At 64.7% G+C, this 23,600-nt stretch carries 23 protein-coding genes; 19 read left to right on the top strand and 4 right to left on the bottom strand.

The features are described from left to right. The first annotated feature begins 137 nt into the window (after nucleotides 1-137). From V3330_RS05500 to V3330_RS05480, 5 genes are read left to right on the top strand one after another with little or no spacing between them, the layout of a single operon-like run. Nucleotides 138-719 (top strand): YqgE/AlgH family protein, encoded by a 582-nt coding sequence (locus V3330_RS05500; RefSeq protein WP_354694389.1) that lies wholly within the window; start codon nucleotides 138-140, stop codon nucleotides 717-719. Next, complete coding sequence (ruvX, locus tag V3330_RS05495) at nucleotides 712-1,185, top strand: Holliday junction resolvase RuvX (RefSeq protein ID WP_354694388.1); 474 nt, start codon at nucleotides 712-714, stop codon at nucleotides 1,183-1,185. Before V3330_RS05500 ends, ruvX begins: the two co-directional genes overlap by 8 nt. Nucleotides 1,186-1,209: 24 nt before the next feature. Then, complete coding sequence (locus V3330_RS05490) at nucleotides 1,210-2,172, top strand: aspartate carbamoyltransferase catalytic subunit (RefSeq protein WP_354694387.1); 963 nt, start codon at nucleotides 1,210-1,212, stop codon at nucleotides 2,170-2,172. 43 nt (nucleotides 2,173-2,215) lie between these two features. Next, complete coding sequence (locus tag V3330_RS05485; protein ID WP_354694386.1) at nucleotides 2,216-2,686, top strand: DNA-deoxyinosine glycosylase; 471 nt, start codon at nucleotides 2,216-2,218, stop codon at nucleotides 2,684-2,686. Nucleotides 2,687-2,702: 16 nt separating this feature from the next. Beyond that, complete coding sequence (locus V3330_RS05480) at nucleotides 2,703-3,284, top strand: LOG family protein (protein WP_354694385.1); 582 nt, start codon at nucleotides 2,703-2,705, stop codon at nucleotides 3,282-3,284. Between the two features lie 16 nt (nucleotides 3,285-3,300). Here V3330_RS05480 and V3330_RS05475 read toward each other — a convergent pair whose 3' ends face one another. Continuing rightward, nucleotides 3,301-4,185: an energy transducer TonB gene (locus V3330_RS05475; RefSeq protein WP_354694384.1), complete on the bottom strand. Its 885-nt coding sequence runs from the start codon at nucleotides 4,183-4,185 to the stop codon at nucleotides 3,301-3,303. Next, nucleotides 4,182-5,159: a glutathione synthase gene (gene gshB / locus V3330_RS05470; RefSeq protein ID WP_354694383.1), complete on the bottom strand. Its 978-nt coding sequence runs from the start codon at nucleotides 5,157-5,159 to the stop codon at nucleotides 4,182-4,184. The genes V3330_RS05475 and gshB overlap by 4 nt, the downstream gene beginning before the upstream one ends. 259 nt (nucleotides 5,160-5,418) lie before the next feature. Here gshB and V3330_RS05465 point away from each other — a divergent pair, with 259 nt between their 5' ends. From V3330_RS05465 to V3330_RS05445, 5 genes are all read left to right on the top strand, one after another. Continuing rightward, complete coding sequence (locus tag V3330_RS05465) at nucleotides 5,419-5,877, top strand: response regulator (RefSeq protein WP_354694382.1); 459 nt, start codon at nucleotides 5,419-5,421, stop codon at nucleotides 5,875-5,877. Between the two features lie 72 nt (nucleotides 5,878-5,949). Continuing rightward, nucleotides 5,950-6,498, top strand: coding sequence for a chemotaxis protein CheW (locus tag V3330_RS05460; protein WP_354694381.1), 549 nt, complete (start codon nucleotides 5,950-5,952; stop codon nucleotides 6,496-6,498). Then, the gene (locus V3330_RS05455) at nucleotides 6,482-8,620 is read left to right on the top strand and encodes a methyl-accepting chemotaxis protein (RefSeq protein ID WP_354694380.1); all 2,139 of its coding nucleotides are present in this window, start codon (nucleotides 6,482-6,484) and stop codon (nucleotides 8,618-8,620) included. Before V3330_RS05460 ends, V3330_RS05455 begins: the two co-directional genes overlap by 17 nt. Nucleotides 8,621-8,641: 21 nt before the next feature. After that, nucleotides 8,642-14,197, top strand: a complete 5,556-nt coding sequence (locus V3330_RS05450; protein WP_354694379.1) for an Hpt domain-containing protein — start codon at nucleotides 8,642-8,644, stop codon at nucleotides 14,195-14,197. Between the two features lie 3 nt (nucleotides 14,198-14,200). Beyond that, nucleotides 14,201-14,899, top strand: coding sequence for a chemotaxis protein CheW (locus V3330_RS05445; protein WP_354694378.1), 699 nt, complete (start codon nucleotides 14,201-14,203; stop codon nucleotides 14,897-14,899). A 15-nt stretch (nucleotides 14,900-14,914) separates the two neighbouring features. Here the strand turns inward: V3330_RS05445 and V3330_RS05440 are convergent, their stop codons facing one another. Then, a complete protein-coding gene (locus V3330_RS05440; protein WP_354694377.1) occupies nucleotides 14,915-15,703 on the bottom strand; it encodes a 16S rRNA (uracil(1498)-N(3))-methyltransferase in 789 nt (262 codons plus the stop codon). Between the two features lie 129 nt (nucleotides 15,704-15,832). On the opposite strand from V3330_RS05440, the gene gspN reads away from it, so the two are divergent. Genes gspN through cysQ form a run of 4 tightly spaced genes read left to right on the top strand, consistent with a single transcriptional unit; the run spans nucleotide 15,833 to nucleotide 18,757 of the window. After that, nucleotides 15,833-16,606 carry a type II secretion system protein N gene (gene gspN, locus V3330_RS05435; RefSeq protein WP_354694376.1) on the top strand — a complete coding sequence of 258 codons (774 nt, stop codon included), beginning with the start codon at nucleotides 15,833-15,835 and terminating at the stop codon, nucleotides 16,604-16,606. After that, nucleotides 16,603-17,376, top strand: a complete 774-nt coding sequence (locus V3330_RS05430) for an inositol monophosphatase family protein (protein ID WP_354694375.1) — start codon at nucleotides 16,603-16,605, stop codon at nucleotides 17,374-17,376. The genes gspN and V3330_RS05430 overlap by 4 nt, the downstream gene beginning before the upstream one ends. Next, on the top strand, nucleotides 17,373-17,942 hold the full coding sequence (gene nudE / locus V3330_RS05425) for an ADP compounds hydrolase NudE (RefSeq protein WP_354694374.1): 570 nt from the start codon (nucleotides 17,373-17,375) through the stop codon (nucleotides 17,940-17,942). The genes V3330_RS05430 and nudE overlap by 4 nt, the downstream gene beginning before the upstream one ends. Further along, nucleotides 17,939-18,757, top strand: coding sequence for a 3'(2'),5'-bisphosphate nucleotidase CysQ (gene cysQ / locus V3330_RS05420; RefSeq protein ID WP_354694373.1), 819 nt, complete (start codon nucleotides 17,939-17,941; stop codon nucleotides 18,755-18,757). Before nudE ends, cysQ begins: the two co-directional genes overlap by 4 nt. 70 nt (nucleotides 18,758-18,827) lie before the next feature. On the opposite strand, the gene V3330_RS05415 is transcribed toward cysQ, so the two are convergent. Then, a complete protein-coding gene (locus V3330_RS05415) occupies nucleotides 18,828-19,244 on the bottom strand; it encodes a CopD family protein (protein WP_354694372.1) in 417 nt (138 codons plus the stop codon). 226 nt (nucleotides 19,245-19,470) lie between these two features. Between V3330_RS05415 and V3330_RS05410 the strand changes: the two genes are divergently transcribed. The 5 genes from V3330_RS05410 to V3330_RS05390 all read left to right on the top strand — a co-directional run bounded on the left by V3330_RS05410 (nucleotide 19,471) and on the right by V3330_RS05390 (nucleotide 23,556). After that, nucleotides 19,471-20,235: a DUF6776 family protein gene (locus V3330_RS05410; RefSeq protein WP_354694371.1), complete on the top strand. Its 765-nt coding sequence runs from the start codon at nucleotides 19,471-19,473 to the stop codon at nucleotides 20,233-20,235. Between the two features lie 112 nt (nucleotides 20,236-20,347). Further along, complete coding sequence (gene erpA, locus V3330_RS05405) at nucleotides 20,348-20,677, top strand: iron-sulfur cluster insertion protein ErpA (RefSeq protein WP_435791520.1); 330 nt, start codon at nucleotides 20,348-20,350, stop codon at nucleotides 20,675-20,677. A gap of 9 nt (nucleotides 20,678-20,686) precedes the next feature. Further along, on the top strand, nucleotides 20,687-21,676 hold the full coding sequence (nudC, locus tag V3330_RS05400; RefSeq protein ID WP_354694369.1) for an NAD(+) diphosphatase: 990 nt from the start codon (nucleotides 20,687-20,689) through the stop codon (nucleotides 21,674-21,676). Nucleotides 21,677-21,751: 75 nt separating this feature from the next. Next, entirely contained in the window at nucleotides 21,752-22,633 is an 882-nt protein-coding gene (locus V3330_RS05395) for a cobalamin biosynthesis protein (RefSeq protein ID WP_354694368.1), read from the top strand. A gap of 8 nt (nucleotides 22,634-22,641) precedes the next feature. Further along, entirely contained in the window at nucleotides 22,642-23,556 is a 915-nt protein-coding gene (locus tag V3330_RS05390) for a cobalamin-binding protein (RefSeq protein WP_354694367.1), read from the top strand. Nucleotides 23,557-23,600: the final 44 nt, after the last annotated feature.

The raw sequence follows: 23,600 nt of genomic DNA, 5'->3' as shown, positions 1-23,600 counted from the left end.
CCATTCTAGCGTGAATGCAACCCGTCTCCCGAACGGAACAGGCCGGGAGCGGCCGGCCGGCGGCCCGGCAGTGGCGTTCGTCGCAAAACACGCCCCCGGACTTGAAATTCCGGTCCCGCCGGCCCAATCTGCGAATCATGGCAGACGACACCGAAACCGTACGCAGCGGCTACCTCGACCGCCAGATGCTCATCGCGATGCCCGGCCTGGTGGACGGCAACTTCGCCGGCAGCGTGACCCTGTTGTGCCAGCACAACGAGGAAGGCGCCATCGGCATCACCATCAATCGGCTGTCGGACTTCTCGCTGGGCGAGATCCTGGCGCAGTTGCACATCGAGTGTGACGACGATGACATCCGCAATCTGCCGGTGCTCGAGGGCGGCCCCGTGGCGCCCGATCGCGGTTTCGTGCTGCACACGCCGCAGGAAGGGTTCGAGTCCAGCATGCAGGTCAGCTCCGACATCATGGTTACCACCTCGCGGGACGTTCTGGCGGCCATCGCCAGCGGCGATGGGCCGGGCAAATTTGTCGTCGCGCTCGGTTATGCCGGCTGGGGCGGCGGACAGCTCGAAGGCGAGCTGCGCGAGAATGCCTGGCTGTCGGTCGAGGCCGACAGTGAATTGATTTTCGACATGCCACTGCCCAGCCGTTTCGAAGGCGCGCTGGGGCGCCTGGGCATTCACGTCGATCGCCTGCACCACGAAGGCGGGCATGCCTGAACCCGCGGAATTCCGCGGAACCCTACTCGGCTTTGACTATGGTATGCGGCGCATCGGCGTGGCCGTGGGGCAGTTCGCCACCCGCACCGCCAGCCCGCTGCAGACCGTCGCGCATCGTGACGCCCCGGACTGGGACGCGCTCGACCGGTTGATACGCGAATGGCGCCCCAATGCCCTGGTGGTGGGCCTTCCCCTGAACGACAAGGGTGAAGAAACGGATCTGTCGCGCGCGGCCCGGCGCTTCGGCGGCGCACTGGCGAAGCGCTACGGTCTGCCGTGCCGGTTCGCCGACGAGCGGCTGACATCGAAAGCCGCTGAAGCGCAATTCGCCGAAATGCGGGCCCGGGGCAGTGCGCGGCGCAAGCACGCGCAGCGGCTGGATGCCATGGCGGCGCAAATCATCCTCGAAAACTGGTTACAATCGGCTCCCGACGGCGCACCGCCGGCCACCGCGGCCGACGCGTGACCGGCCCGTTGCCGGACATGCGACGTGCGTGAAAACCCTCAGGAATCCGAGATGGCCAAGCCGCTGGAGCATTTCACCCACACCGACCCCTGCACCGACGACCAACTGCACGAACTGGTCAACCGCGCCCTGCAGGTCGCAGGCAATGCCCAGGCATTCGCCAATGCGCTCAGCGGCCGGCTTCTGATCAACCTGTTCTACGAGCCCAGCACGCGCACACGAATCAGCTTCGAGACCGCGGCCAAGCGTCTGGGCATGCACGTCGTGAACATTTCGGCGACGGGCAGTTCGGTGGAAAAAGGTGAATCCCTGTTTGACACGTTCGACACGCTGCAGGCCATGCAGCCCGATTTCATCGTGGTGCGCCACCGCGACGAGGGGGTCGCCGAAGCTCTGGCGGAACGCGCCGAACCCGGCCTGCACGTCATCAATGCCGGAGACGGAACACGTGCCCACCCCACCCAGGCCCTGCTCGACGCCGTCACCCTGCAACAGGCGTTCGGCGATCTGCGGCCGCTCAAGATCGCGATGGCGGGCGATATTCGCCACTCCCGGGTCGCGCGCTCCAGCCTGGCGCTCTTTCCGCGCCTGGGGGTTGCCGACATTCGCCTCGCCGGCCCCGCAGATTTTCTGCCGACAGACGCGGAACGCGACGGCGTACGAATCTGCCGGACGCTGGACGAAGCCATCGACGATGCCGACGCCATCATCATGCTGCGCATACAGAAGGAACGAATCTCCGGTTTGAGCATTCCATCCGATGCCGACTATCACGCCGCCTGGGGCCTGACGGAATCCCGGCTCGAACGGGCCGCGCCGGGCTGCCGCGTGCTGCATCCCGGCCCCATCAACCGCGGCGTGGAAATCGCCGACTCGGTTGCCGACGGTCCGCGCTCGCTGATTCGCAGACAGGTACGTAACGGCCTGCACACGCGCATGGCCTTACTGCTCGAACTGGATGGACATGGAGCGTATCCGGGGGTTTGATCCGATTGCGGGGCCTGCCGCACACACGCTGATCCTCGGCAGTATGCCCAGCGTGAAGTCTCTGGCCGAGCACCAGTATTACGGCCATCCGCGTAACGCATTCTGGCCGATCATGCGAGAAATTCTGGCATTGCCGTGCGCTGAATACCCCGATTACGCCAGCCTGACCCGGGCCGTGGCCGGCCGCGGGTTCGCCATCTGGGACGTACTGCAGTCCTGCCACCGCCCCGGTAGCCTGGACGCCGCCATAGAACCCGGCAGTGTCGTGGTCAACCGTTTCGACCGTTTCCTCGGCCGCTACCCGGGTATCGACCGCATCTTCTTCAACGGCACCACCGCGGAACGCCTGTTCCGGCGGCATGCTCTGCCGATGCTCCCCGCCGGCAGTCCCTCCTGCGGCATGCACCGGCTGCCATCGACCAGCCCGGCGCACGCTGCGCTGACCCTGGAGGAGAAATTGGCCGCCTGGAGCGCGATCGTCCCGGCGGGCGGGCTTGCATTCGATGGCCGTTGACGGCACCTTGGGCCGGATGAAACGAATCTGCGTGTATTGCGGCTCCAATCCCGGCAGACGGCCGGACTACCGCGCGGCCGCGCGCTCACTCGGTGAGGAACTGGTGCGGCGGGGCATCGGCCTGGTCTACGGCGGCGCCAGCATCGGGGTCATGGGCGCGGTCGCCGACGCCGTTCTGGAGGGCGGCGGGGAAGTCATCGGTATCATTCCACACGCCCTCGCGGCCCGGGAAGTGGCGCACACCGGCCTGACCCAACTCGACGTCGTCGATTCCATGCACCAGCGCAAGGCGCGCATGGCGGAACTGTCAGACGGCTTCATCGCCCTCCCCGGTGGCTGGGGAACCCTGGAGGAGTTGTTCGAAGCACTTACCTGGTCACAACTGGGACTGCATCACAAACCCTGCGGGCTGTTGAACATAAGCGGTTACTTCAATCACCTGGAAGCTTTTCTGGAACACACCATGGCCGAGCAGTTCGTGCGGACCGACTACCGACCGATGATGATGATGGAAGACGAGCCTGCAACCCTGCTGAACCGCTTCGCGACTTACCGCGCGCCGCGTGTCCACAAGTGGATCGGGCCCGGGGAAACCTGACCGGACGACCCGCGCCTCAGTCGGCGCCGAACCGGGATTCGAAGCGCCAGGTACGGGTGATGTGCAGGATGTCCACCTGGTCGGTGATGTTGTCCGGCAAGGGTGCGTAGGGCGCGGCGAGCAGAACGATGTTTTCCGCCGCCCGATCGATCTCCGGCAAACCGGAACTGCGCATCACCTTGATGCTCTCGATCGAGCCGTCGGCCTGGATGCCGACGGACAACACCAGATCACCATGCAGATTGCGCTCGCGCAATTCCAGCGGGTAATTCAGATTGCCGACCCGCTCCACCTTGGCCACCCAGGCACTCATGTAGCTGGCGAACTCGTATTCCTTGGTGTTGGCCGAAATGACCTTGCGTCGCGGCAGTTTCGACTGCCACTGCCGGTGACGGCTGACTTCCGGTTGCAGGCTGGCCATGTCCATGCTCTGCCGCATCAGCCGCGCCGCGCTGGGCTGCGGCAGATCCGGCTGTTCGACCGCGGTGGTTTCAAGCGGAGTCTCGTCCGCCACTTCGGTCGCCACGACTTCCCGCTGCATTGTCTGCGGCGTCGGCATCGACTCGACGCTCTGCGCCGGATCGAGTCCTTTCTCCGGCACCGGAAGCTCACCACTCACCGGGCGCGACGGGCGCTGACGTTCAGTAGTTTCCCCGCCGCCCCGCTGACTCGCCTGGGCCAGGAAATCCGCCTCGTCGGGATCCTGTTCGCTGCGCCATTTGACCAGCACCACGTCCAGGGTGTCGGCGATACGCGGTGCCGGATCGAGAGAGAAGCCGAACCGCACGCCAAGCAGCACCACCGCATGCAATCCGAAAGCCAGCACCAGGCACACCATGAAACGATCCTGGTGCCACGGACGCCGCGCGGGTGATGTGCGAAGGGTGGAAGCGCCGCTCACGCCGGTTCCAGTTGCTCCAATGCGTCAAACAGGTCACCCGCGATGTTGAGGCCGAATTCGGCGTCCAGTTCGCGGATGCAAGTCGGGCTGGTCACGTTGATTTCAGTCAGGTAGTCGCCGATCACGTCGAGGCCGGCGAACACGATACCACGACGCTTGAGTTCCGGGCCGACCTGACCGCAGATCCAGCGATCACGGTCGCTCAGCGGCACGCCCTTGCCGGTGCCGCCCTTGGCGAGGTTGCCGCGAAAATCACCTGCCCCCGGAATGCGCGCCAGTGCGTAAGGCTGGGGTTCGCCGTTGACCAGCAGAATGCGCTTGTCGCCCGCCGTGATCTCGGGGATGTAACGCTGCACCATCACCAGTTCGCTGTCACTGCGGGTAATGGTCTCGAGAATCACTTTCAGGTTGGGGTCGTCCGGGCGGGCCTGGAAAATCGAATCGCCGCCCATGCCACCCAGGGGCTTGACCACCGACAGACCATGCGTCGCCATGAAGGCTTCGATGTCACGGCTGCGCGAGGTAATCGTGGTGGGCACGCAGCACTGCGGAAAGCGGGTGATGAAACACTTCTCGTTGGCGTCGCGCAGCGCCTGAGGCCGGTTCACCACCCGGGTGCCTGCCTGCTCGGCCAGATCGAGGATGTAGGTGGCGTAGACATAGGCCATGTCGAACGGCGGGTCCTTGCGCATCAGCAGCACATCCAGTTCATCCAGGCCGCGGCTCTGCGCCTCACCGAGACTGAACCAGTCGTCAGCGTCGTCCCGCACCGTCAGCGGCCTCATGCGAGCGAACGCGCGGCCGTCCGCGACCATCAGGTCGGGCAGTTCCATGTACCACAGTGCATGACCTCGCCGCTGTGCTTCGAGCAACATGGCGAAAGTCGAATCCTTGTAGGTTTTAATCCCGGCGATCGGGTCCATGATGACCCCCGTTGCGCGATTGCCGGCCGCTGACCTGTCCTGGCTGTCCATTGGGTATTCCTGTTCGCGGTCCACTCGCCGCAACCCATTATCGGATCGAACCGGCTTTCGATCCACCCATCGGTGAGACCGCGGACCGATGGGGACTTTTTGCGAATTGATTTATCACCTGTTTTTTCTAAGCTGTTGTTACTACTGGATTCTGTTCACAAAAGTGGTAGTATAGGAATTCTCCCCGTAATTCGGGTGGAGGAAATCGCGCGTTAAAGAGGGGCCCGGGAAGGCCGCAGACACAACCAAGGATGGAACTATGACGCAGTCACAGGCCAACGGCCAAGCCAACCAGGGCACCGGACGCGATCAAGGCGCCGCCAATGGCGCGGCAGCAGCAGGAGCGGCTTCGGGACTCAGGATACTCATCGTCGACGACAGCGCCACGATTCGGCGGTCCGCCGAGTCGATGCTGGCCGGCGAAGGCCATGAGGTCGTCACCGCCGAAAACGGTTTCGATGCGCTGTCCAAGGTGGCGCGCCACAACCCCGATCTGATTTTCGTCGACATCATGATGCCGCGGCTGGACGGTTACCAGACCTGCGCCATCATCAAGAACAACGCCCAATACCGGGCAACTCCCGTGGTGATGCTTACGAGCAAGGACGGTCTGTTCGACCAGGCGCGCGGTCGCGTCGTCGGGTCGGATCTGTACCTGACCAAGCCGTTCACCAAGGAAGAACTACTGGGCGCGGTCGCGCAACACGCGGCCACATGACCGGCTAGAAGTACGCGGCCTGGGGGGGCCGCCGACAGCCGGGGTCCGTGAACAGGGATAGTGAAGGGACACATGACTGACAAGAGCACGAGAAAGGCATTCGCCAAGTTGCTCGATTACTCGCGCCGCGGCGAAGTCTTCCAACCCGGCGCCGGGACCGGCGCGCATCAATCCGACGAGTGGAGCGGCGTGACGTTTCGGCTGGCCGACACCCGCGTGGCCTGCAACATCAACCTCGTCCACGAAATCCTGCCGCCGCCGGCCGCGACGACCGTGCCCGGCGCCAAACCCTGGATCCTCGGCCTGGCCAACGTGCGCGGCGCCCTGATGACCGTGGTCGATCTGCCCTGGTTCCTGACCGGCCGGCGGACCCAGGTCACGTCCAGTACCCGGGTGCTGGCCACCACATTGCAGAAAGCCCCGCTGGGGCTGTTGATCGACGAAGTATTCGGCCAACGGCATTTCCTGACTTCGGACGCAGACAATCCCGACTTGCCGGATGACTCTCCGCTGCGCGATATCGTCCGTCACAAACATCAACTGGGAACGGAAATCTGGCACGAGCTCGACCTCGACCGGCTGTTCCGTTCCCCGGAGTTCACCAATGGCGCGGCCGGATAAACAGAAATCCTGGGGCAACAAGGGCAAGTCGAACCAGAAAGGTTACTTTCTGAAATTCGACCGCGGTGGAAGCTCCGCCGGCGAAGACGAGAGCGAGAACCGCCGCACGCGACCCAAGCAGCTCTACCTGCTCGTCGGACTGCTGGTGGTACTGCTGGCCTTCGTCGCCATTACGTTTTACCTGATTACCCGCGATAGCCGTAACCAGCAGGCCTGGATCGGGCACTCAACCCAGGTCCAGGTGCTCTCGCAGCAGATGGCCAAATCGGCCACCGAGGCCGGCGAAGGCCGGACCATCGCGTTCTACGAACTGGGCGATGCGCGCACCGAAGTCACCCACGCGATGATGAGTCTGCGGGAAGGCGACGCGGCTACCTCTCTGCCTAAATTGCCCGGTGCGGTCAGTGGGCCACTGAACGAACTGAACGACACCTGGCAGAAAATGGATCGCAACGCCCAGACCATCATCGAGCGCGAAGCCTTGATCATGGACCTGAGCAAGGCCAGTTCCAGCTTCATCGAGGTGCTGCCGCGCATCCAGCAACTCACGGACGAGGCCGTGCGCAGCCTGACCCAGAGCGACGCACCCAGCGACCAGATATTCGCCGCCAGCCGCCAACTCGTGCTGGCCGACCGCATGCTCCGCCACCTCCGGGAAATGCTGCGCGGCGGCAGCGGAATCGCCGAGTCGGCGGACAGTTTCGAACAGGAAGTGGAATATTTCGGGCAACTGCTGACGGCCTTGCTCAAAGGCAGCAGGTCCCTGGGCGTCTCCGCGGTCAGAAACACCCAGGTACTGAGATCGCTGGGCGAAGTGCGCGACCTGTTCAACGAGGCTCAGCCGCAGATCGAATTCATTCTCGCCTCCTCGGCTGATCTGCTGGAAGTCCGCAGCGCCGCGGACGGAATCATCCTCGACAGCAAGGACATGTTCGACCAGGCACGCAACGTATCGGAAGCAATCCAGCAACGAACCGTGTCACGCATCTGGCCGTCGCTCTGGTCGGGATCCGTCGCGCTGATCGTGATGCTGCTCATCGTTGCCTGGCTGATGCGTTCCTTCCTGCGGGCCGAACGCGAGCGGGCGCTCGAAGCCGGCCGGCAGAACCAGCGCAACCAGCAGGCCATCATGCGGCTGCTGGACGAAATGGAATCGCTCGCGGACGGTGACCTCACGGTCCACGCCACCGTGACCGAGGACATGACCGGCGCCATCGCGGACTCCGTCAATTTCGCCGTGGAGCAACTCCGCGAGTTGGTCAACGGTATCAACATCACCGCCCAGACGGTCGCCGAGTCCGCGCAGGAAACCATGAGCACGACCAGCAAGCTGGCCGAAGCTTCCGGACGCCAGGCCGAGCATGTTCGGGCCGTGACCGACACCATCAACGAGATGGCCGGCAAACTCGATGTCATGGCCGAGCGGTCGAGCGAATCCAGCGAAGTCGCCGAACGTTCCGTGGACATCGCCAACAACGGCGCGCAAATGGTGCAGCAGACCATTACCGGCATGGACACCATCCGGGACCAGATTCAGAAAACATCGAAACGCATCAAACGCCTGGGCGAGTCCTCACAGGAAATCGGCGACATCGTTGAACTGATCAACGGAATCGCCGAGCAAACCAACATCCTGGCGCTGAACGCCGCCATCCAGTCGGCTTCGGCCGGTGGCGCGGGCCGTGGGTTCGCCGTCGTCGCCGATGAAGTGCAGCGCCTGGCCGAGCGCGCCTCCAACGCCACACGCCGCATTGAAATGCTGGTCAAGAACATTCAGACCGACACGGCCGAGGCCGTCGTTTCCATGGAGTCCACGACCTCCGAAGTGGTCCGCGGCGCGAAAAAAGCCGAAGACGCCGGCGAGGCTCTGGAGCGGATCGAGTCGGTATCGAACGACCTGTCACGGCTGATCACGGAAAATTCCCAGGAGGCCCAGGAACAATCGCGCATCGCCACCCAGGTTGCCGAGGAAATGCAGGAAATCCGCGATATTTCCATCCAGACCTCGGAGGGCACGAACCAGACGGCACGCTCGATGGGCACCCTGGCCAATCTCGTCCGGCAACTGCGGGAGTCGGTCGCCGACTTCAAGCTGCCCGCCGCCAACAAGGAAGAGGCCTGAGCGGCCGGCACGGAGACTGTCATGATGCTAGAAGGCACCAACGCCAGTTCAGCCATTCGCTGGGTCCGCCAGGACCTGGACGAGGCCATGCAGTCCATCCGGGACAACCTGGAATCCTATGCCGAGGATGAAACGGATCGTTCGGCGCTCCGGGAGGTTCAGGAGCGGCTGGAGCAGCTCAACCTGACCTTTCTGACCATGGAGCAGAAAGGAGCCAGCATACTCACCGACGAAATGATCGCGGTGGGCGGCCATTTGCTGCACGACGGCGGCAACCGCCAGGAATCCCTGGCCGCACTGACCGATGCCGTCGTGGTGTTGCCGTCCTATCTGGATCGGCTGCAGGCCGGTCACGACGATCTGCCGATTCTTCTTCTTCCGACCCTGAACGAACTGCGGGCGACCTACGACGAAAAACTGCTGTCGGAAGGCACCCTGTTCGCTCCGGTGCTGGACGTGATGATCCCGGAACTCAACGGCAACGAGGCCGACGCGATCGGAGACCGCGAATTCAGCGCCTTTGCCCGGCGCGTTCGCAACCAGTACCAGGCCGCCCTGCTGGGGTGGCTCAAGGAGCAGTCGAAGAGCGAACTGCTCGACCCGCTGCAGGAAGTCTGCCGCACCCTGCACCGCCGGCTCGGCCGTCTGCCCCTGCGGCGCATGTGGTGGATCGCCGAGATGACCATCGCGGGCTTCCGCGATCACGCCATCGACAACGACCTGCCGTTGCGCCGGCTGTTCGCCCGCCTCGACCTGAATCTCAAGTCCCTGGCCGAAATCGGCGAGGACGGTCCGCCCGATGACGCACTCGTCGCCCTGTCGCGGGCACTGCTGTTTCATGCCGCCCAGGCCCGGCCCGGGAGCAAGTCAACCGACCTTTTGCGCCAGCGGTTTCAACTCGAGGAACTGATTCCCGATCGCGACGCGCTGATGCGGGCACGGGGCGCGGTCACCGGCCGCGACGCCGAACTGTTTCGTTCCATCGGCGACGCCGTGCGCGAGGAAATGGCGGCGGTCAAAGACACCCTGGACATGGAACTGCGCACCGGGCGCGTGGAAACCGAACAGCGGGAATCCAGCCTGGCTTCGCTGCGGCAACTGGCCGATACGCTCAACATGCTCAATTTGCCGGTGCCGGCACGCGCCGTCGAGGACCTGCTGCCGTCCCTGGAAGAAATGGATGGCGCCGACAACACCGAACTGGACTCGCCATTGCTGCGCCTGGCGCGCAAGCTGATCGAGGTCGAATCCCTTCTCGACACCCACATCCGCCTGCTGGGCGAGCCCGTTGACGAAGAACAGGGGTCGGACTACATCGAACTGCCGGCGCGCGAATACCGGGAAATTCTGGGGCAGATGCTCGACCAGTGCGTCAGCAGCCTGCACGACGCCCAGGACGCGGTGCACAAACGCCTCGCCGGTGACGCGGAAGCGGACTTCGGAGCACCGCTGGAGGCCGTTGCGGGCGCTCTCAAAATGGCGGGGCAGCGTGAAGTCGGGATGCTCACCGAGAAGCTCGGCCGGACACTCAACGCCGGCCTCCACGCCAAAGCCGAAGGCGCGTCGGACGAGGAAGCCCGGCTGATTCCGCTGACCGACGCCGTGGCCGCACTCGATCTTTACCTTTCCGGCTGCCGCGACGAGCAGGCCAACAGCCTGCGGTTCCTGGAAATCATGCACGAAAGGCTGGACGGCCTGCCGGAAGCCGACACCGATGGTGCCGATGCCGGTCACACGAAAATCGAACTTCCCGAGCGCGCCGCCGCCGCGCCCGAGCCCCAGCCAGTCGCGGCGGACGCGGATGGCGCGCAGCCAGTACTGGACCCCGACCTGCAAGCGGTGTTCATGGAAGAATTTGACGGCGTACTGGCCCAGCTGGCCGAGCGTATGCCGGTCTGGATGGGTGACCTCGCAGACCGGGATGCACTGAACGATGTTCGGCGTGGTTTCCATACGCTCAAGGGCAGTGGCCGCATGGTCGGCGCCGTGGAGGTCGGTGACTTCGCCTGGCGGGTGGAAGATCTGCTCAATCACATTCTGGAGGGCAAAACCACAGCCGGCCCGGACATGGCAGACGCAGTTCAGCTCGCGGTGAGCTGCCTGCCCGAACTGAAGGCCCGATTGTTGCAGGAACCCAGCGCCCTCGATGCCGGCACGATCGCTGCAGTGAGTGATTTCTACCGGCGCGCCGCCGCCGGCGAAGCGATCGAGGCGGGCGTACTGCGCGACATGCTGCCCGCAGCCCTGGTGGCTGGCGCCGAGCCCGCCGGGACTGCCCGCACCACCGCCGAGTCCGGCACCACCGGCACGGGCGAAGCCGCCAGCCAGCCGGAGACCGGCGCAGCGGACGGAGTGGATCCGGAGCTGGCACAACTGATGATCGGCGAAATCCGCCAGTACATCGGCGATCTCGACGGATTCGCCAACGGAACGGACGATCAAGCGGCGGGCGAGGTCTCCGAAGAACTGATCCGCGCGGCCCATACCCTGGCAAGCACCCTGGCCCTCGCCCCGCTGGGACAGGAGTCCGAGCTGGCGCGGGCGATCGAACACTATCTCATTGCGCTGGGTCGGAAGGACCTCACCGCATCCCGGGATGCTCTGACAGTTGTGCAGCATTGTCTGCACCGCTTCCGTCAACGGCTCTACATTCTCGAAAACGGCAATGCCACCACGTATCCGCTGGAGGATGCCGTGCTGCTGGCTTCGCTGACCGCCGAAACCGAGACGGCCCAGCAGGCCACGGCCGCGCAGGAACCCGCCGCGGCGACCGCCGAACCGGTGGAAGAAGCCGGGGATGTGGCCGCCGGCGAAGCGCAAGCGGACGCTGCCACCAGCGACAGCCCGGACCCGTCATCGGTGCTCAACGACGAAAGCGGCATCATCGCGATCTTCCTGGAGGAAGCCGTCGAAGTCCTGGAGCGCTGCGACACGCTGCTCAATACCTGGCGCGACAAGCTGTCCGACCGCAAGCTGGTGCAGAATCTGCAACGCGAGATTCACACCTTCAAGGGCGGCGCGCGCATGGCCGGCCTGGATCCGCTGGGTGACCTGGCGCACGCCATGGAAACCCTGATGGAGCGGATCGCGGCCAATCGATTGCAGGCCACCGTGGCCGCGGTCCAGGCGCTGGAGGAAGGCTGCGACCGGCTGAATGTCTGGGTCGAGCAACTGCTGACCGGGCAAATGCCGGCAGCCGGAAACGCGCTGGCCCGGTTCGAGCAACGCACGGCCGCACTGGAACTGCCGGGTTCGGAAGCGGCCGCAACGGAAATCGAGACCGCCGCTCCCGTTGCCGCACCGGCCGAAGCCGAGGTTCCCGAGGCCGATACGACCGGGCAGACCGCGGAGCCGGCCCCCGATACGGTCGGCGCCGACGAGACGGCCAGGGAATCCACCGCACCGGAGGCCGGGGACGACGGCGACACCGCAGCCCGGGCCGCCGCCGCAACCGCAGCGGACTCCGGCGACGAAACCACCGCTGCTTCCGTACCAGGCGAAGAGACCGAGGCCGATCAACCGGCCGCCGCCGAAACACGCACCGAAGAACAAACCAGCGTCACTCCGGCCGCGGCGGACGCTCCGGACCGGAAAGCCGGCGACGACACCGGGCCGCGCGAGGCGGCGCCGCGGGAACCCGCGCAGGCTCCACCGGCGCCGGCCGCCGAGCCACCCAAACGCGAATTCCGCGACATTCCGGACCGCCCCGCCGTCGAAGCCGCGGACGATGCCGCCAGCCAGCAACATATCCGGGTCGCCGCCGAACTGATGGATTCGCTGGTCAACCACGCCGGTGAGATCAGCATTTACCGCGCACGCCTGGAGCAACAGCTCGGTTCAGTGCGTTTCAACCTCAAGGAGATGGACCAGACCGTCGGGCGCCTGAAAGACCAGTTACGCAAGATGGACATGGAGGCGGAAGCCCAGATGCTGTCGCGGTACCAGCACGCCTCGTCCCAGAGCTCTTCGGATTTCGATCCGCTGGAACTCGATCGTTTCTCCAACATGCAACAACTGTCCCGGGCCCTGACCGAGTCGGTCAGCGACCTGCTCAATCTGCAGGAAATGATGGGCGAGTCCGTGCGGCAGGCCGAGACCCTGCTGGTCCAGCAGTCCCGGGTCAGCAGCGACCTGCAGGAAGGTTTGATGCAAACGCGGATGACCCCGTTTGGCAGCGCGGCCCCGCGCCTGCGCCGGGTGGTCCGCGCCGCCGCCGCCGAAACCGGCAAGCGGGCGCGCCTGCAACTGCGCATGGCCGGCTCCAGTGATCAGCTCGACCGCAACGTGCTCGAGCGCATCACCGCGCCACTCGAACACATGCTGCGCAACGCCGTCGTGCACGGCATCGAAGCACCCAAAGTTCGCCGCCAGAAGGACAAGCCGGAAGAAGGCGAGATTGTCGTCACGGTGGAAGCTGAGGCCACCGAGTTCATCGTCCGGGTCGAGGACGACGGCAACGGCGTGAACCTGGATGCCGTGCGCAAGCGCGCCATCGAGCGCGGCCTGCTCGGCAAGGCCGATGATGTCAGCGCGGCACGACTGACGTCCTTCATCCTGGAAAGTGGATTTTCCACTGCCGAAACCGTCACCGGACTCGCCGGCCGCGGCGTGGGCATGGACGTGGTCAACAGCGAGATTCGCCAGATCGGCGGCTCCATGGACATCGACAGCGAAGCCGGCAAGGGCACGCGTTTCACGATTCGCATCCCATTCAGCCTGGCCGTGATGCAGGCCATCGGAGTCACCGTCGGCGAGCGTCCGTACCTGGTGCCACTGAACAGCGTGGGCGGGGTCGCCCGCATGGTGCCCGCCGACTACGCGGCACTCTGCGCCGACGGCAATCCGGAGTACGAATTCGCCGGCGAAAAATATCCGGTGCTGGAACTCGAACCGCTGTTGGGTGAAGAAGCACCGGGCAAGACGTCGGGCAATGTCTCTTTGCTGATGATCCGTGCCGGCGAGCACAAGGCCGCCTTCCGCGTCACCGAACTGCAAAGCCACCAGGAAGTGGTGATGAAACCGGTCGGCCCGCAGATCAGCAGCATTCCGGGCATCCTGGGCGCCACGATCAGCGCCGATGGCCAGGTGGTCATCATCCTTGACATGGGCCCGGTGATTCGCCGCGGACTGGCCCTGGCCGCCAACTCCGAAAAGCCGGTGGAGCCGCCGAAAAAGGAGAAATTGCGCAAACCGCTGGTCATGGTCGTCGACGATTCGATCACCATGCGCAAGGTCACCTCCCGGGTACTCGAGAACCACGCCCTGGACGTGATGACCGCCCAGGACGGTCTGGACGCCATCGAGAACCTGCACGAGCGGATTCCCGACCTGATGCTGCTGGATATCGAAATGCCACGCATGGACGGCTATGAACTGGCCGAACACGTACGTTCCGACCCGCGCCTGCGCCATGTGCCCATCGTGATGATCACCTCGCGCGCGGGCCAGAAGCACCGGCGGCGCGCGCGCCAGGCCGGAGCCAACGAGTACATGACCAAGCCCTACCAGGAAGCCGATCTCGTGGCCAAGGTGGGTGAGATGCTCAAACTCGACCTGAACGAGCAGCGAACGGACTGACTCATGTCGACCAAGAAAACCACCACCAGGAAAAAGACCGCCGCGAAGAAATCTACCGCGAAGAAGACTGTTGCGAAGAAGACTGGCGCGAAAAAGGCGGTCCGGAAAAAGTCCACCCGCCGCGGCGTTTCCGCGCGCAGGAAAAGCGCCGCCCGGGGCCGTAAGCCGACCCGCCGCGAGGCCCGGGCCGAAGCACGCGCGCTCAACGGCACCACGGCACCAGCCCCGGAAGTGCATTGCGCCCTGGCATCGACCGGAGGCGTCAACCTCCTGCTGCCGACCAACGTGGTGGCCGAAGTCATCGAGTATGTCCAGCCCGCACCGATGCAGGACACACCGGACTGGTTTTTGGGCCAGGTGGAGTGGGACGACCGGCAGGTACCGGTATTCAGCTATGCCGCGCTGATCAGTGGTGAAGCATCGGACGAGCCCGGTCCGCACGCACGAATCGTCGTCCTCAAGTCACTGTCGGACTCAACCCGGGTCCCCTACCTTGGCGTGGTGACCCTGGACATTCCGAAACTGCTCAGCGTCCAGATTTCCGACCTGGAGCACACCGGCGACGATCGCAAGTCCATGGGCGTGTACTGTCACGTGAAGTTCAATGAAGAACCGGCCGTCATTCCCGACCTGGATCGGCTGACCCACCTCGTCACGCACGCGGCCTACGGCGCTCTGCCTCTCACCCGCGCTCCTGGCTGACGGGAACGACCCGATTCAGTTGAGGTCACCAGCGGCCGCTTGAAGCGCGGCGATCACGGCCGGGCCGGCCGTCTCGGTCCGCAGGATACGCGTTCCGAACCGGACCGACTCGACCCCGGCCCCTTCCAGCACGGACCGTTCCCTGTCATCGAACCCGCCCTCCGGCCCGATGAGGACCTGCATCGAACCGGATGCCTCCAGGTTTCTGAACGAATGCCGGGAAGCCGGGTCGAGTGCGATTGGCGACCCCTGGCAGGATGAGGCCGCCCAGTCCACCAACGACATCGGCGCGCGCAGTTCGGGCAACTCGGACCGGCCGCATTGCTCGCATGCCGAGATGATCACGCCGCGCCAGTGCGCCATGCGCTTGTCCAAGCGCCGGTCATCGAGCCGAACGCCGCAACGTGCGGTGATGACCGGCTGAAACGCCGCCGCTCCCAGTTCCGTGGCTTTCTGCAGGGCCTGATCCATGCGCTCGCCACGGCTCAGGGCCTGCACCAGGGTGATGGACAACGGTGATGGCGGAATCCCGGGCAGCCGTGCTTCGATCCGCGCCTCGGCGCCGCTCTTGCTGACGTGAACCAGCTCCGCGGCATAGTCACAACCATCACCGTTGAACAGAACCAGCGGGCTTCCGGTGCCCAGCCGCAGCACGCGGCCCACGTAATGGGCCTGCGCCCGCGGCAGCGCCAAGGTGTGGCCGGGTTCGATACCGCAATCGACATGCACACGTGGTATCCGCAAACTGATCTCCCGTTGTTCGATACGCCCGCGATCGGGCCCGTACCGGCTGTCTTTGGTCATGCGGGCGCGAAGCCGGGTTTGGTATCATGGCGACCTTTACCGGTGTTCCATGCGCGCGCGTGTCCGTATCCGACGTATTCTAGGGAAGGTCTTGTCCATAATGCACGGCTGCGGCGGCGCGCCTGATTCATGAGAGCTTTCCTGATCGCACTGTGCGTGCTGGTGATCGTTACGGCCGTGTTCTTTCCGGCCACCTGGCTGATCACCCTGGCAGCCCGCGACGCACCCGCCCTGGCGGTCGATGATGTCTCCGGCCCCTGGTGGAACGGCACGGCCCGCGGAACCCGCTGGGGAGAACTGCGCCTGGGCACGGTCCGCTGGCGCCTGCGGGGAATCGGGATCGACCCGCGCCTCCGGCTGCAGTGGGCGATCAGCGGCCGCGGACCGGATTACCGGCTCGACGGCGCATTGGCCACACGGGGTGGCCGGCTGGATGAGATGCGCGATGTACGCGGCGCCATACCCGCGGCGTGGTTTGCGCCGGCCGGCGCCGCGCTGGCGCTGCGGATCGAAGGCCTCATCGAACCGGACCTGGAGCGCGTGCGCCTTGATCGCCAGAGCGTGACCACCGCCGCCGGCAGGATGCACTGGACCGGAGCCCGCGTTTCAGGCTCCATGCTGCAGGCGAACATCCCCGCAGCGGAACTGGGAACCGTAGTTATGGAATTACACAGCGAGGATGAACAGACCACGATCATGAATATCACGACCCGAACACCCGCGGACATCACGCTCAACGGTTCCGGCTCGATTGAAGCGGGCGCCTGGCAACTGGAAATCCTCGCACGGGCCACCGGCCGCGGACACACGTTGCTGAATCGGCTCGAACCCTACGGCACCCGCCAGCCCGGTGGCAGCCTGGCTTTCCGGTTCGCCGGCCACGGCGGAGCCGCGCAGCGATGAACGCATTCGTCGAAACCGCCCTCGAAGCAGCCACCGCGGCCGCAGAAGTCATCCGCCGCTATTACCGCGGCGAATTCGAAGTGGAAATCAAATCGGACGACTCACCCGTCACCGTCGCCGACCGCGAGTCCGAGCGCGTCATCCGTGAGTGTCTGCTGTCGGCGTTCCCGGAACACGGATTCTACGGCGAGGAAACCGGCCGCAGCGCCGCGGATGCCGATTACCTCTGGCTGGTCGACCCCATCGATGGCACCAAGAGCTTCGTTGCCGGCTACGGCATGTTTTCCACCCAGATCGCCTTGATGCACCGGGGCCGCCTGATCGCCGGAGTCTCCTCGGCGCCGGCGCACGATGAAATGGCATGGGCGGCGATGGGCGAAGGCGCTTTCCTCAACGGCGAACCGATTCGCATGCGCCGCTGCGAGTCGATCGGTGATGCGGCGGTGTCCACGGGCAACATCCAGTCCCTGGCCGCATCCGCCCGCTGGGCATGCCTGGGCGACATCCTGGCCGCGGTCAACCGCACCCGCGGCTACGGCGACTACTACCACTATCACCGCCTGGCGGCCGGTCAGATCGACGCCGTCATCGAATCGGACGTCAACATTCTCGATATTGCCGCGCTGGCCGTGATCGTCGAAGAGGCCGGCGGCCGCTTCACCGACCTCGACGGTGCACCGCTCACCCTGGAGACCCGTTCGGTGCTGGCGGCAACACCCGCGCTGCATGCCGACCTGCTGTTACGGTTGAACCCGGAGAACTCCTCATGATCGACAAGCCCGCATACAGCCTGCCCGTCATCCACGACCGCCGGCTGCGCGACCCGAGCAAGCTGTTCGAAATCGAACAGCTCGACCTGGAGTTCTCCAACGGTGAACGGCGCACCTACGAACGCATGCGCAGTCGTGGCCTGGGCGCTGTCATCATCGTGCCGATGCTGGATGATCACACGGTTCTTCTGGTACGGGAATACGCGGCCGGACTGCACCAGTACGAGATCGGCCTGCCCAAGGGCCGGCTGGAAAAGGGCGAGAGCGTGCTCGAAGGTGCGGAACGCGAGTTGAAGGAAGAAGTCGGCTACGGCGCCCGCGATCTCATGGAGCTCACCCGTCTCAGCCTGGCGCCCGGCTACATGACCCACGTGACCCGGGTGGTCCTGGCGCGGGATCTCTACCCCGAGAAACTGCCCGGAGACGAACCCGAGGAACTCGAAGTGGTCCCCTGGCCCATCGACGAACTCTTGACCATCACCGGCCGCGACGACTGCACCGAGGGCCGCACCATCGCGGCGATGTACATCGCGCGCGACTATCTGGCCGCGGAGAAAGCCCGATGACGGCCGCCGGACCCGGACAACAGGCTCTTGACATTGCCGCGATCGCACAACGCGCCGGCGCCGCCATTCTCGAGGTCTACCATCGGGATTTCGAGGTGACCCACAAGGAAGACACCTCACCGCTGACCGAAGCGGATCTCGCCAGCCACCGGCTGATCCGCGACGAGTTGGCTGCCCTCACCCCCGATATTCCGCTGCTTTCGGAAGAATCCGCCGAAATCGACTTCGAGACGCGCTCGGCCTGGAACGAGTACTGGCTGGTCGACCCACTGGACGGCACCAAGGAATTCGTCAATCGCAACGGCGAGTTCACCGTCAATATCGCGCTGATCCGGCGGCACGAGCCCGTGCTGGGCGTGGTCTTCGTTCCGGTTACCGGCGTGACCTACATCGGCGAACCCGGGCGTGGCGCCTGGCGTTACGCCGAAGGCGAATCACCGCAAGGCATCGCGGTGCGGCAGCCGTGCCCGTCGCCGGCCGTGGTGGTCGGCAGCCGTTCACATGCCAACCCGCTGCTGGAGAAACACCTGTCCGGCCTGGGGGGTCACGAACTGGTGAGCATGGGCAGTTCACTCAAATTCTGCCGTGTGGCCGAAGGCGAAGCAGACTTCTACCCGCGCCTGGGCCCGACCTCGGAATGGGACACCGCGGCCGCCCATGCGGTGGTTACCGGCGCCGGCGGCGCGGTGGTCACCCTGAACGGAGAACCGCTGCGCTACAACCTGGAGGATTCGCTGCTCAATCCCGAGTTCCTGGTCATTGCCGACACGGCGAAGGATTATCCGGCCCTGTTTGCGGGCTACGGCGACGACTGACCAGCCAGCCGTCACCGGCCGATGGACCGGCCCGGCAATACGAAGCAGCGACACGACCCGGCGAACCGGTTCAGAAGGGTTTCAGCTCCACCAGCAACACCACCGCTATCAGGATCAGCGTGGGAACCTCGTTGAACCAGCGATACCAGGTATGTTCATGACGTACCGTGCCGGCCGCCAGTTCTTTGACGATGCGGGCGCACAACACGTGGTAAGCGGTCAGGATCACCACGAGTCCCAGTTTGACCTGCATCCACGGCTCCCCCAGCCAGGCAGGCACCGTCGCCAGCACGCCGAGGCCGAACAACCACGACAGGGTGCCGCCGATGTGCATCATGACCAGCAGGCGACGCTCCATCACGCACAGCGTTTCACGTACCGGGTCTTCGTCGGCCATGGCGTGATAGACGAACAAACGTGGCAGGTAGAACAGACCGGCGAACCACGTGACGACGAAAACGATGTGAAACGCCTTGAGCCACAGCATGCGCGATTAATCCTCGAAGCGGGAATGTCACAGTCCCTTGACGGCCTGGAAGCAACGCTGTATAAGATGCAACCAGTTCCGGGGGTCTTGCCCAGAATTACAACAACAAACCACAAGTAAATCAAAAAAAGTGCAGGGAATAAGCGGCTTCGGCCGCTTTTTTGTCATGCGGCGCCGCAAACCGCCTGATTGGACCCCCGGCGCGATATCGCGCACAGTGATCACCATGAACGACCCGATGCCCCAGTCCCGCCCGAAACGATCGCGAACCGGGCTCGGCCTGCTTGTTCTGAGCGTACTGACAGGCGCGATGATTCTCACCCATTTCGCGACCTTGCGCTGGTCCGCTCCCGAACTGGTCGCGGCCCGGGACCGTCTGGCCCTGCTCGAATCCGAGATCGAAACCCTGTCGCAACGCCTGGACAGCACACGCACGCGGCTGGCGAAAGCCGAGGAGGAATCCCGGGTGACCCGGCAGGCCAACCGGCTGCTGCGCGAGGAGGAAAGCGCCCGTCAGGCGGAACTGCAGCGGCTGCAGGGTGAGCTGGACTTTTTTCGGCGGCTGGCCGGGACCAGCGGCACCCAGACCGGCCTGGCGGTCTATCAATTGGAACTGACCCCGTCTGCATCCCCGCGGGTGTACCGCTTCGTCCTGACGCTGACCCAGAACCTGCGCCGATCGGCAATCACGACCGGCACCGTGGAAATCACGCTGGAAGGAACCCTGGACGATCGCCCGGTCACCCTGCCCTGGAACCGCATCGCCGGAGACGAAATGCCCACCCCCACGTTCCGGTTCAAATATTTTGAGCAGCTCGATGGCTTTTTGACCCTGCCGGAAGGCTTCACCCCGATGCGGCTTACCGTCAGCCTGCAGGCCAAGGGGCAGAAGAAGCCCGTGACCCGCGGGTTCGACTGGGCGCGTCTCACCGAATCCGGCCCACCGGATCCGGTGGCCGACACACCCGCGTGGAGTGGCGGCCGACATTGATATCGCCGAAGCGCGCCACCATCTTGTGAAGCACCGATCGAGCGATTAACCTGCCATCATGGACAGTACAACACAGTCGAATTCACCCCAGGCCCCGGCGCCCGACGCGGCGATGCACGGCATCGTGTTCACCGACGCCGCGGCCCGCAAGGTTCAGGAACTGATTCTGGAGGAACGCAATCCGGAACTGATGTTGCGCGTCTACATCAGTGGCGGCGGGTGCTCGGGTTTCCAGTATGGCTTCACCTTCGACGAGGAACAGTCCGAAGACGACATCGCGGTCGAAAACGACGGTGTCCGGCTTCTGGTCGATCCGCTCAGCTTTCAGTACCTGATGGGCGCCGAAGTGGACTACACCGAAAATCTGCAGGGAGCCCAGTTCGTCATCCGCAACCCCAATGCTTCAACGACCTGCGGCTGCGGTTCATCATTTTCGGTCTGAGCGCCCAGGGTGGACCTCAGCGTCAGTATTGACCGGGTTTCACGGTCTCATCAAAACCGTTTCACATCCGTTCGCCTCGACCGCCTGGTCGAGCACCGCGACGACGAGGAATGGGTGCAGCGCGCCCTGGCATCCGACACGGCCCGCTTCGTGCCATTGTGGCGCAGCCGCAGCCTGATCGCCTCGACCGACGCGGGCCAACTGGCCGTTTATCTCCGCAACGGCGAACTCGACCACCTCGACAGCATCCAGCCCCCCACCCTGCTGGGCACGGACGGCAAGCGCTATTTCTTCGCCGTGTCGATCAACGACCAGCAGCGCGAGGCCGTACTGAGCCGGCACCCGGAAGCCCGCTTTGTCGATTTACGCCGCGCCTCGGTGGACATGGATGCCAAGCACGCCGGGGTGCTGGCCTACGCCAAGGCGCTGCATTACTGGCAATATCGGCACGGTTTCTGCGGCGTGTGCGGCAATCCCAACCACCTCAGTTCAGCCGGGCACAAACTGGTTTGCAGCAACGAGGAGTGCGCCCGCCAGTCCTTCCCCCGCATCGATCCCGCCATCATCGTGCTGGTAACCCATGGCAACGCCTGTCTGCTCGGACGCAATGCCAATTGGCCACCGAAGCGATTCTCCACCCTGGCCGGCTTCGTCGAACCCGGCGAGAGCCTGGAAGACGCGGTGGTACGCGAAGTCTTCGAAGAGGCTCGTGTGCGGCTCACCGACATCCGCTATGTGTCATCCCAGCCCTGGCCGTTTCCGGCCTCGTCCATGTGTGGTTTCTATGCCGAAGCGGAAAGCCGCGACTGCGCACCCTCGGAGGAAATGGAGGAATTGCGCTGGTTTACGACCGACGAACTGACAGCGGCGGTTGAGGACGGCAGCCTGCTGCTGTCGCCGCCGGTCTCGATCGCCTTCCGGCTGATCGCCGACTGGTACCTGCAGCAGGCCGGCGCCGACCTCGAGGCCGTCACACGCCGGGTCCGCGGCAAGGTTTGATTCGTACCGCCGGTTCACGCCTTTGCTAGAATCGGCGCAAGGTCAGCTAAAACGCGCTGCGGACGGACTCGACGGATGACCATCATTGCCATACTGCTCGCCTTCGCGCTTTGCCATTTCATTCGCGAACTGGGCCAGGTACGCAACCACCAGTGGCTGCACAAATGGATCGGCATTGCCGACAACGCCTTCTCGAAGCTGCCGTCGTGGCAGGATCTGACCGGCTATCTGATCATCCTGTTCATCCCCGTTCTGCTGCTCGGACTGCTCAATCAGCTCGTGCTCACCGCCTTCGGCACCCTGGGTGTGTTCCTGCTGGCCATCGCGGTTCTGGTCTATACGTTCGGACCGCGCGACCTGGACACCCAGGTGGCGGACCTGATCGCGGCACCCGAAGGCCCGGAACGCGAGCGTGCGCACGCGGCTCTGCTCCGCGGCGAAGTGCCCGACGACCAGGAAGCCAGCCGCGGGGCGACGGTGGGCGCGGTGTTCAGCGAAGCCCTGCATCGTTGGTTCGGCATCATATTCTGGTTCGCCGTCCTCGGCGTCGTCGGCGCGTTCCTGTACCGCGTCGTGGACTGGCTGGCCTGCGAGCGCACCCACCTCAGCGACGGGCAAAAGCACCTGTTTCTGCGCACCCGCCAGATTCTCGACTGGCCGGCGGCACAGCTCATGACCCTGTCATTGGCCATCGCGACCGATTTCGACTCGGTCTTCGCCGCCTGGAAGACCTATCACGATGAGCAGGGCCACGGCCTGTTCGAAGGCGACAACGGGTTTCTGCTCGCCAGCGCGCGGCAAATTGTCCTCACCGGCCACGCCGCCCAGGATGGCTACGCCGACCAGCTGGACGGCCCGCTGTCCTGCCTCAAGCAGTCGATGGACCTGGTCTGGCGGATTCTGGGTGTCTGGATGACGGTACTGGCCCTGCTGTTGCTGATCGACGTGGTCACCTGAACAAGCCGATGCGCAGCAGACCCGGGCGGTGGCTCGGATTCTTCCTTCGCCATCACCGGCGAGCGGCCCTGCTGTCAGCGCTCTGCGTCTGCCTGATCATTCAGGGCGAATCTTTCGCCGATCCCATCCGGCTGCCGCAGGCCGATGGCGGAACCCTGGAGTTGCCCCGAGCCGCCGAAACTCTCGTCACCCTGTCACCCAATCTGACCGAACTGGTCTACGCCGCCGGCGCCGGCGATCGCATTCGCGCCACGGTCGCCTACAGCGAATACCCGCCCGCAGCGGCGCAATTGCCCCGCATCGGAGACGCCTTCCGGATCGACCTCGAACAGGTTCTGGCACTGCGGCCCGATCTGGTACTGGCCTGGGACAGCGGCAACCCGCGCGCCGCCGTCGCCCGGTTGCGGGACCTCGGCATCACCACCTGGTCGATCGAGATTCGCAGTCCGGAGGAAATCGCAAGCATCCTGAAGCACATTGGACGGGCAACCGGCATGCGGCAATCAGCGGACGCGGCCGCGCTGGAAGTCAATCGCAAACTCGCACGGCTCAAAACGGAGTTCGCCAACCGCCCGCCGGTCCGGTATTTCTACCAGGTCGACTCCCGGCCGCTGTTCACCATCAACGGCGCGCACCTGATTGCCCGCAGCCTGGCACTGTGCGGTGGCCGCAACGTGTTCGCTGAAGCCGAATCGCTGGCACCCCAGATTTCTCACGAATCGGTCATCGCGGCCGATCCCGAAATCATGTTTGCGCCGGCCGCCGCACCCGGGCAGGACCCCTTGCAGCAATGGCGGGACTGGCCGACCCTGAGCGCCGTGCGTAACCGCCGGCTGCATGTGTTACCGGCCGACCCGATCAGCCAGGCGACGCCCCGGCTGTTGGACGCCACGGCTTCAGCCTGTAGGCTGATGCATCAATGACGAGGTGAACCTGTTCAGCCGACCAACCGGAACCGAGGCCCTGC

Origin of the sequence: Elongatibacter sediminis, assembly GCF_037892215.1 — a bacterium.
GTDB lineage: Bacteria > Pseudomonadota > Gammaproteobacteria > Xanthomonadales > SZUA-36 > Elongatibacter > Elongatibacter sediminis.
The sequence above is the reverse complement of the archived record's forward strand: the minus strand, read 5'-3'. Positions and strand labels throughout refer to the sequence as shown.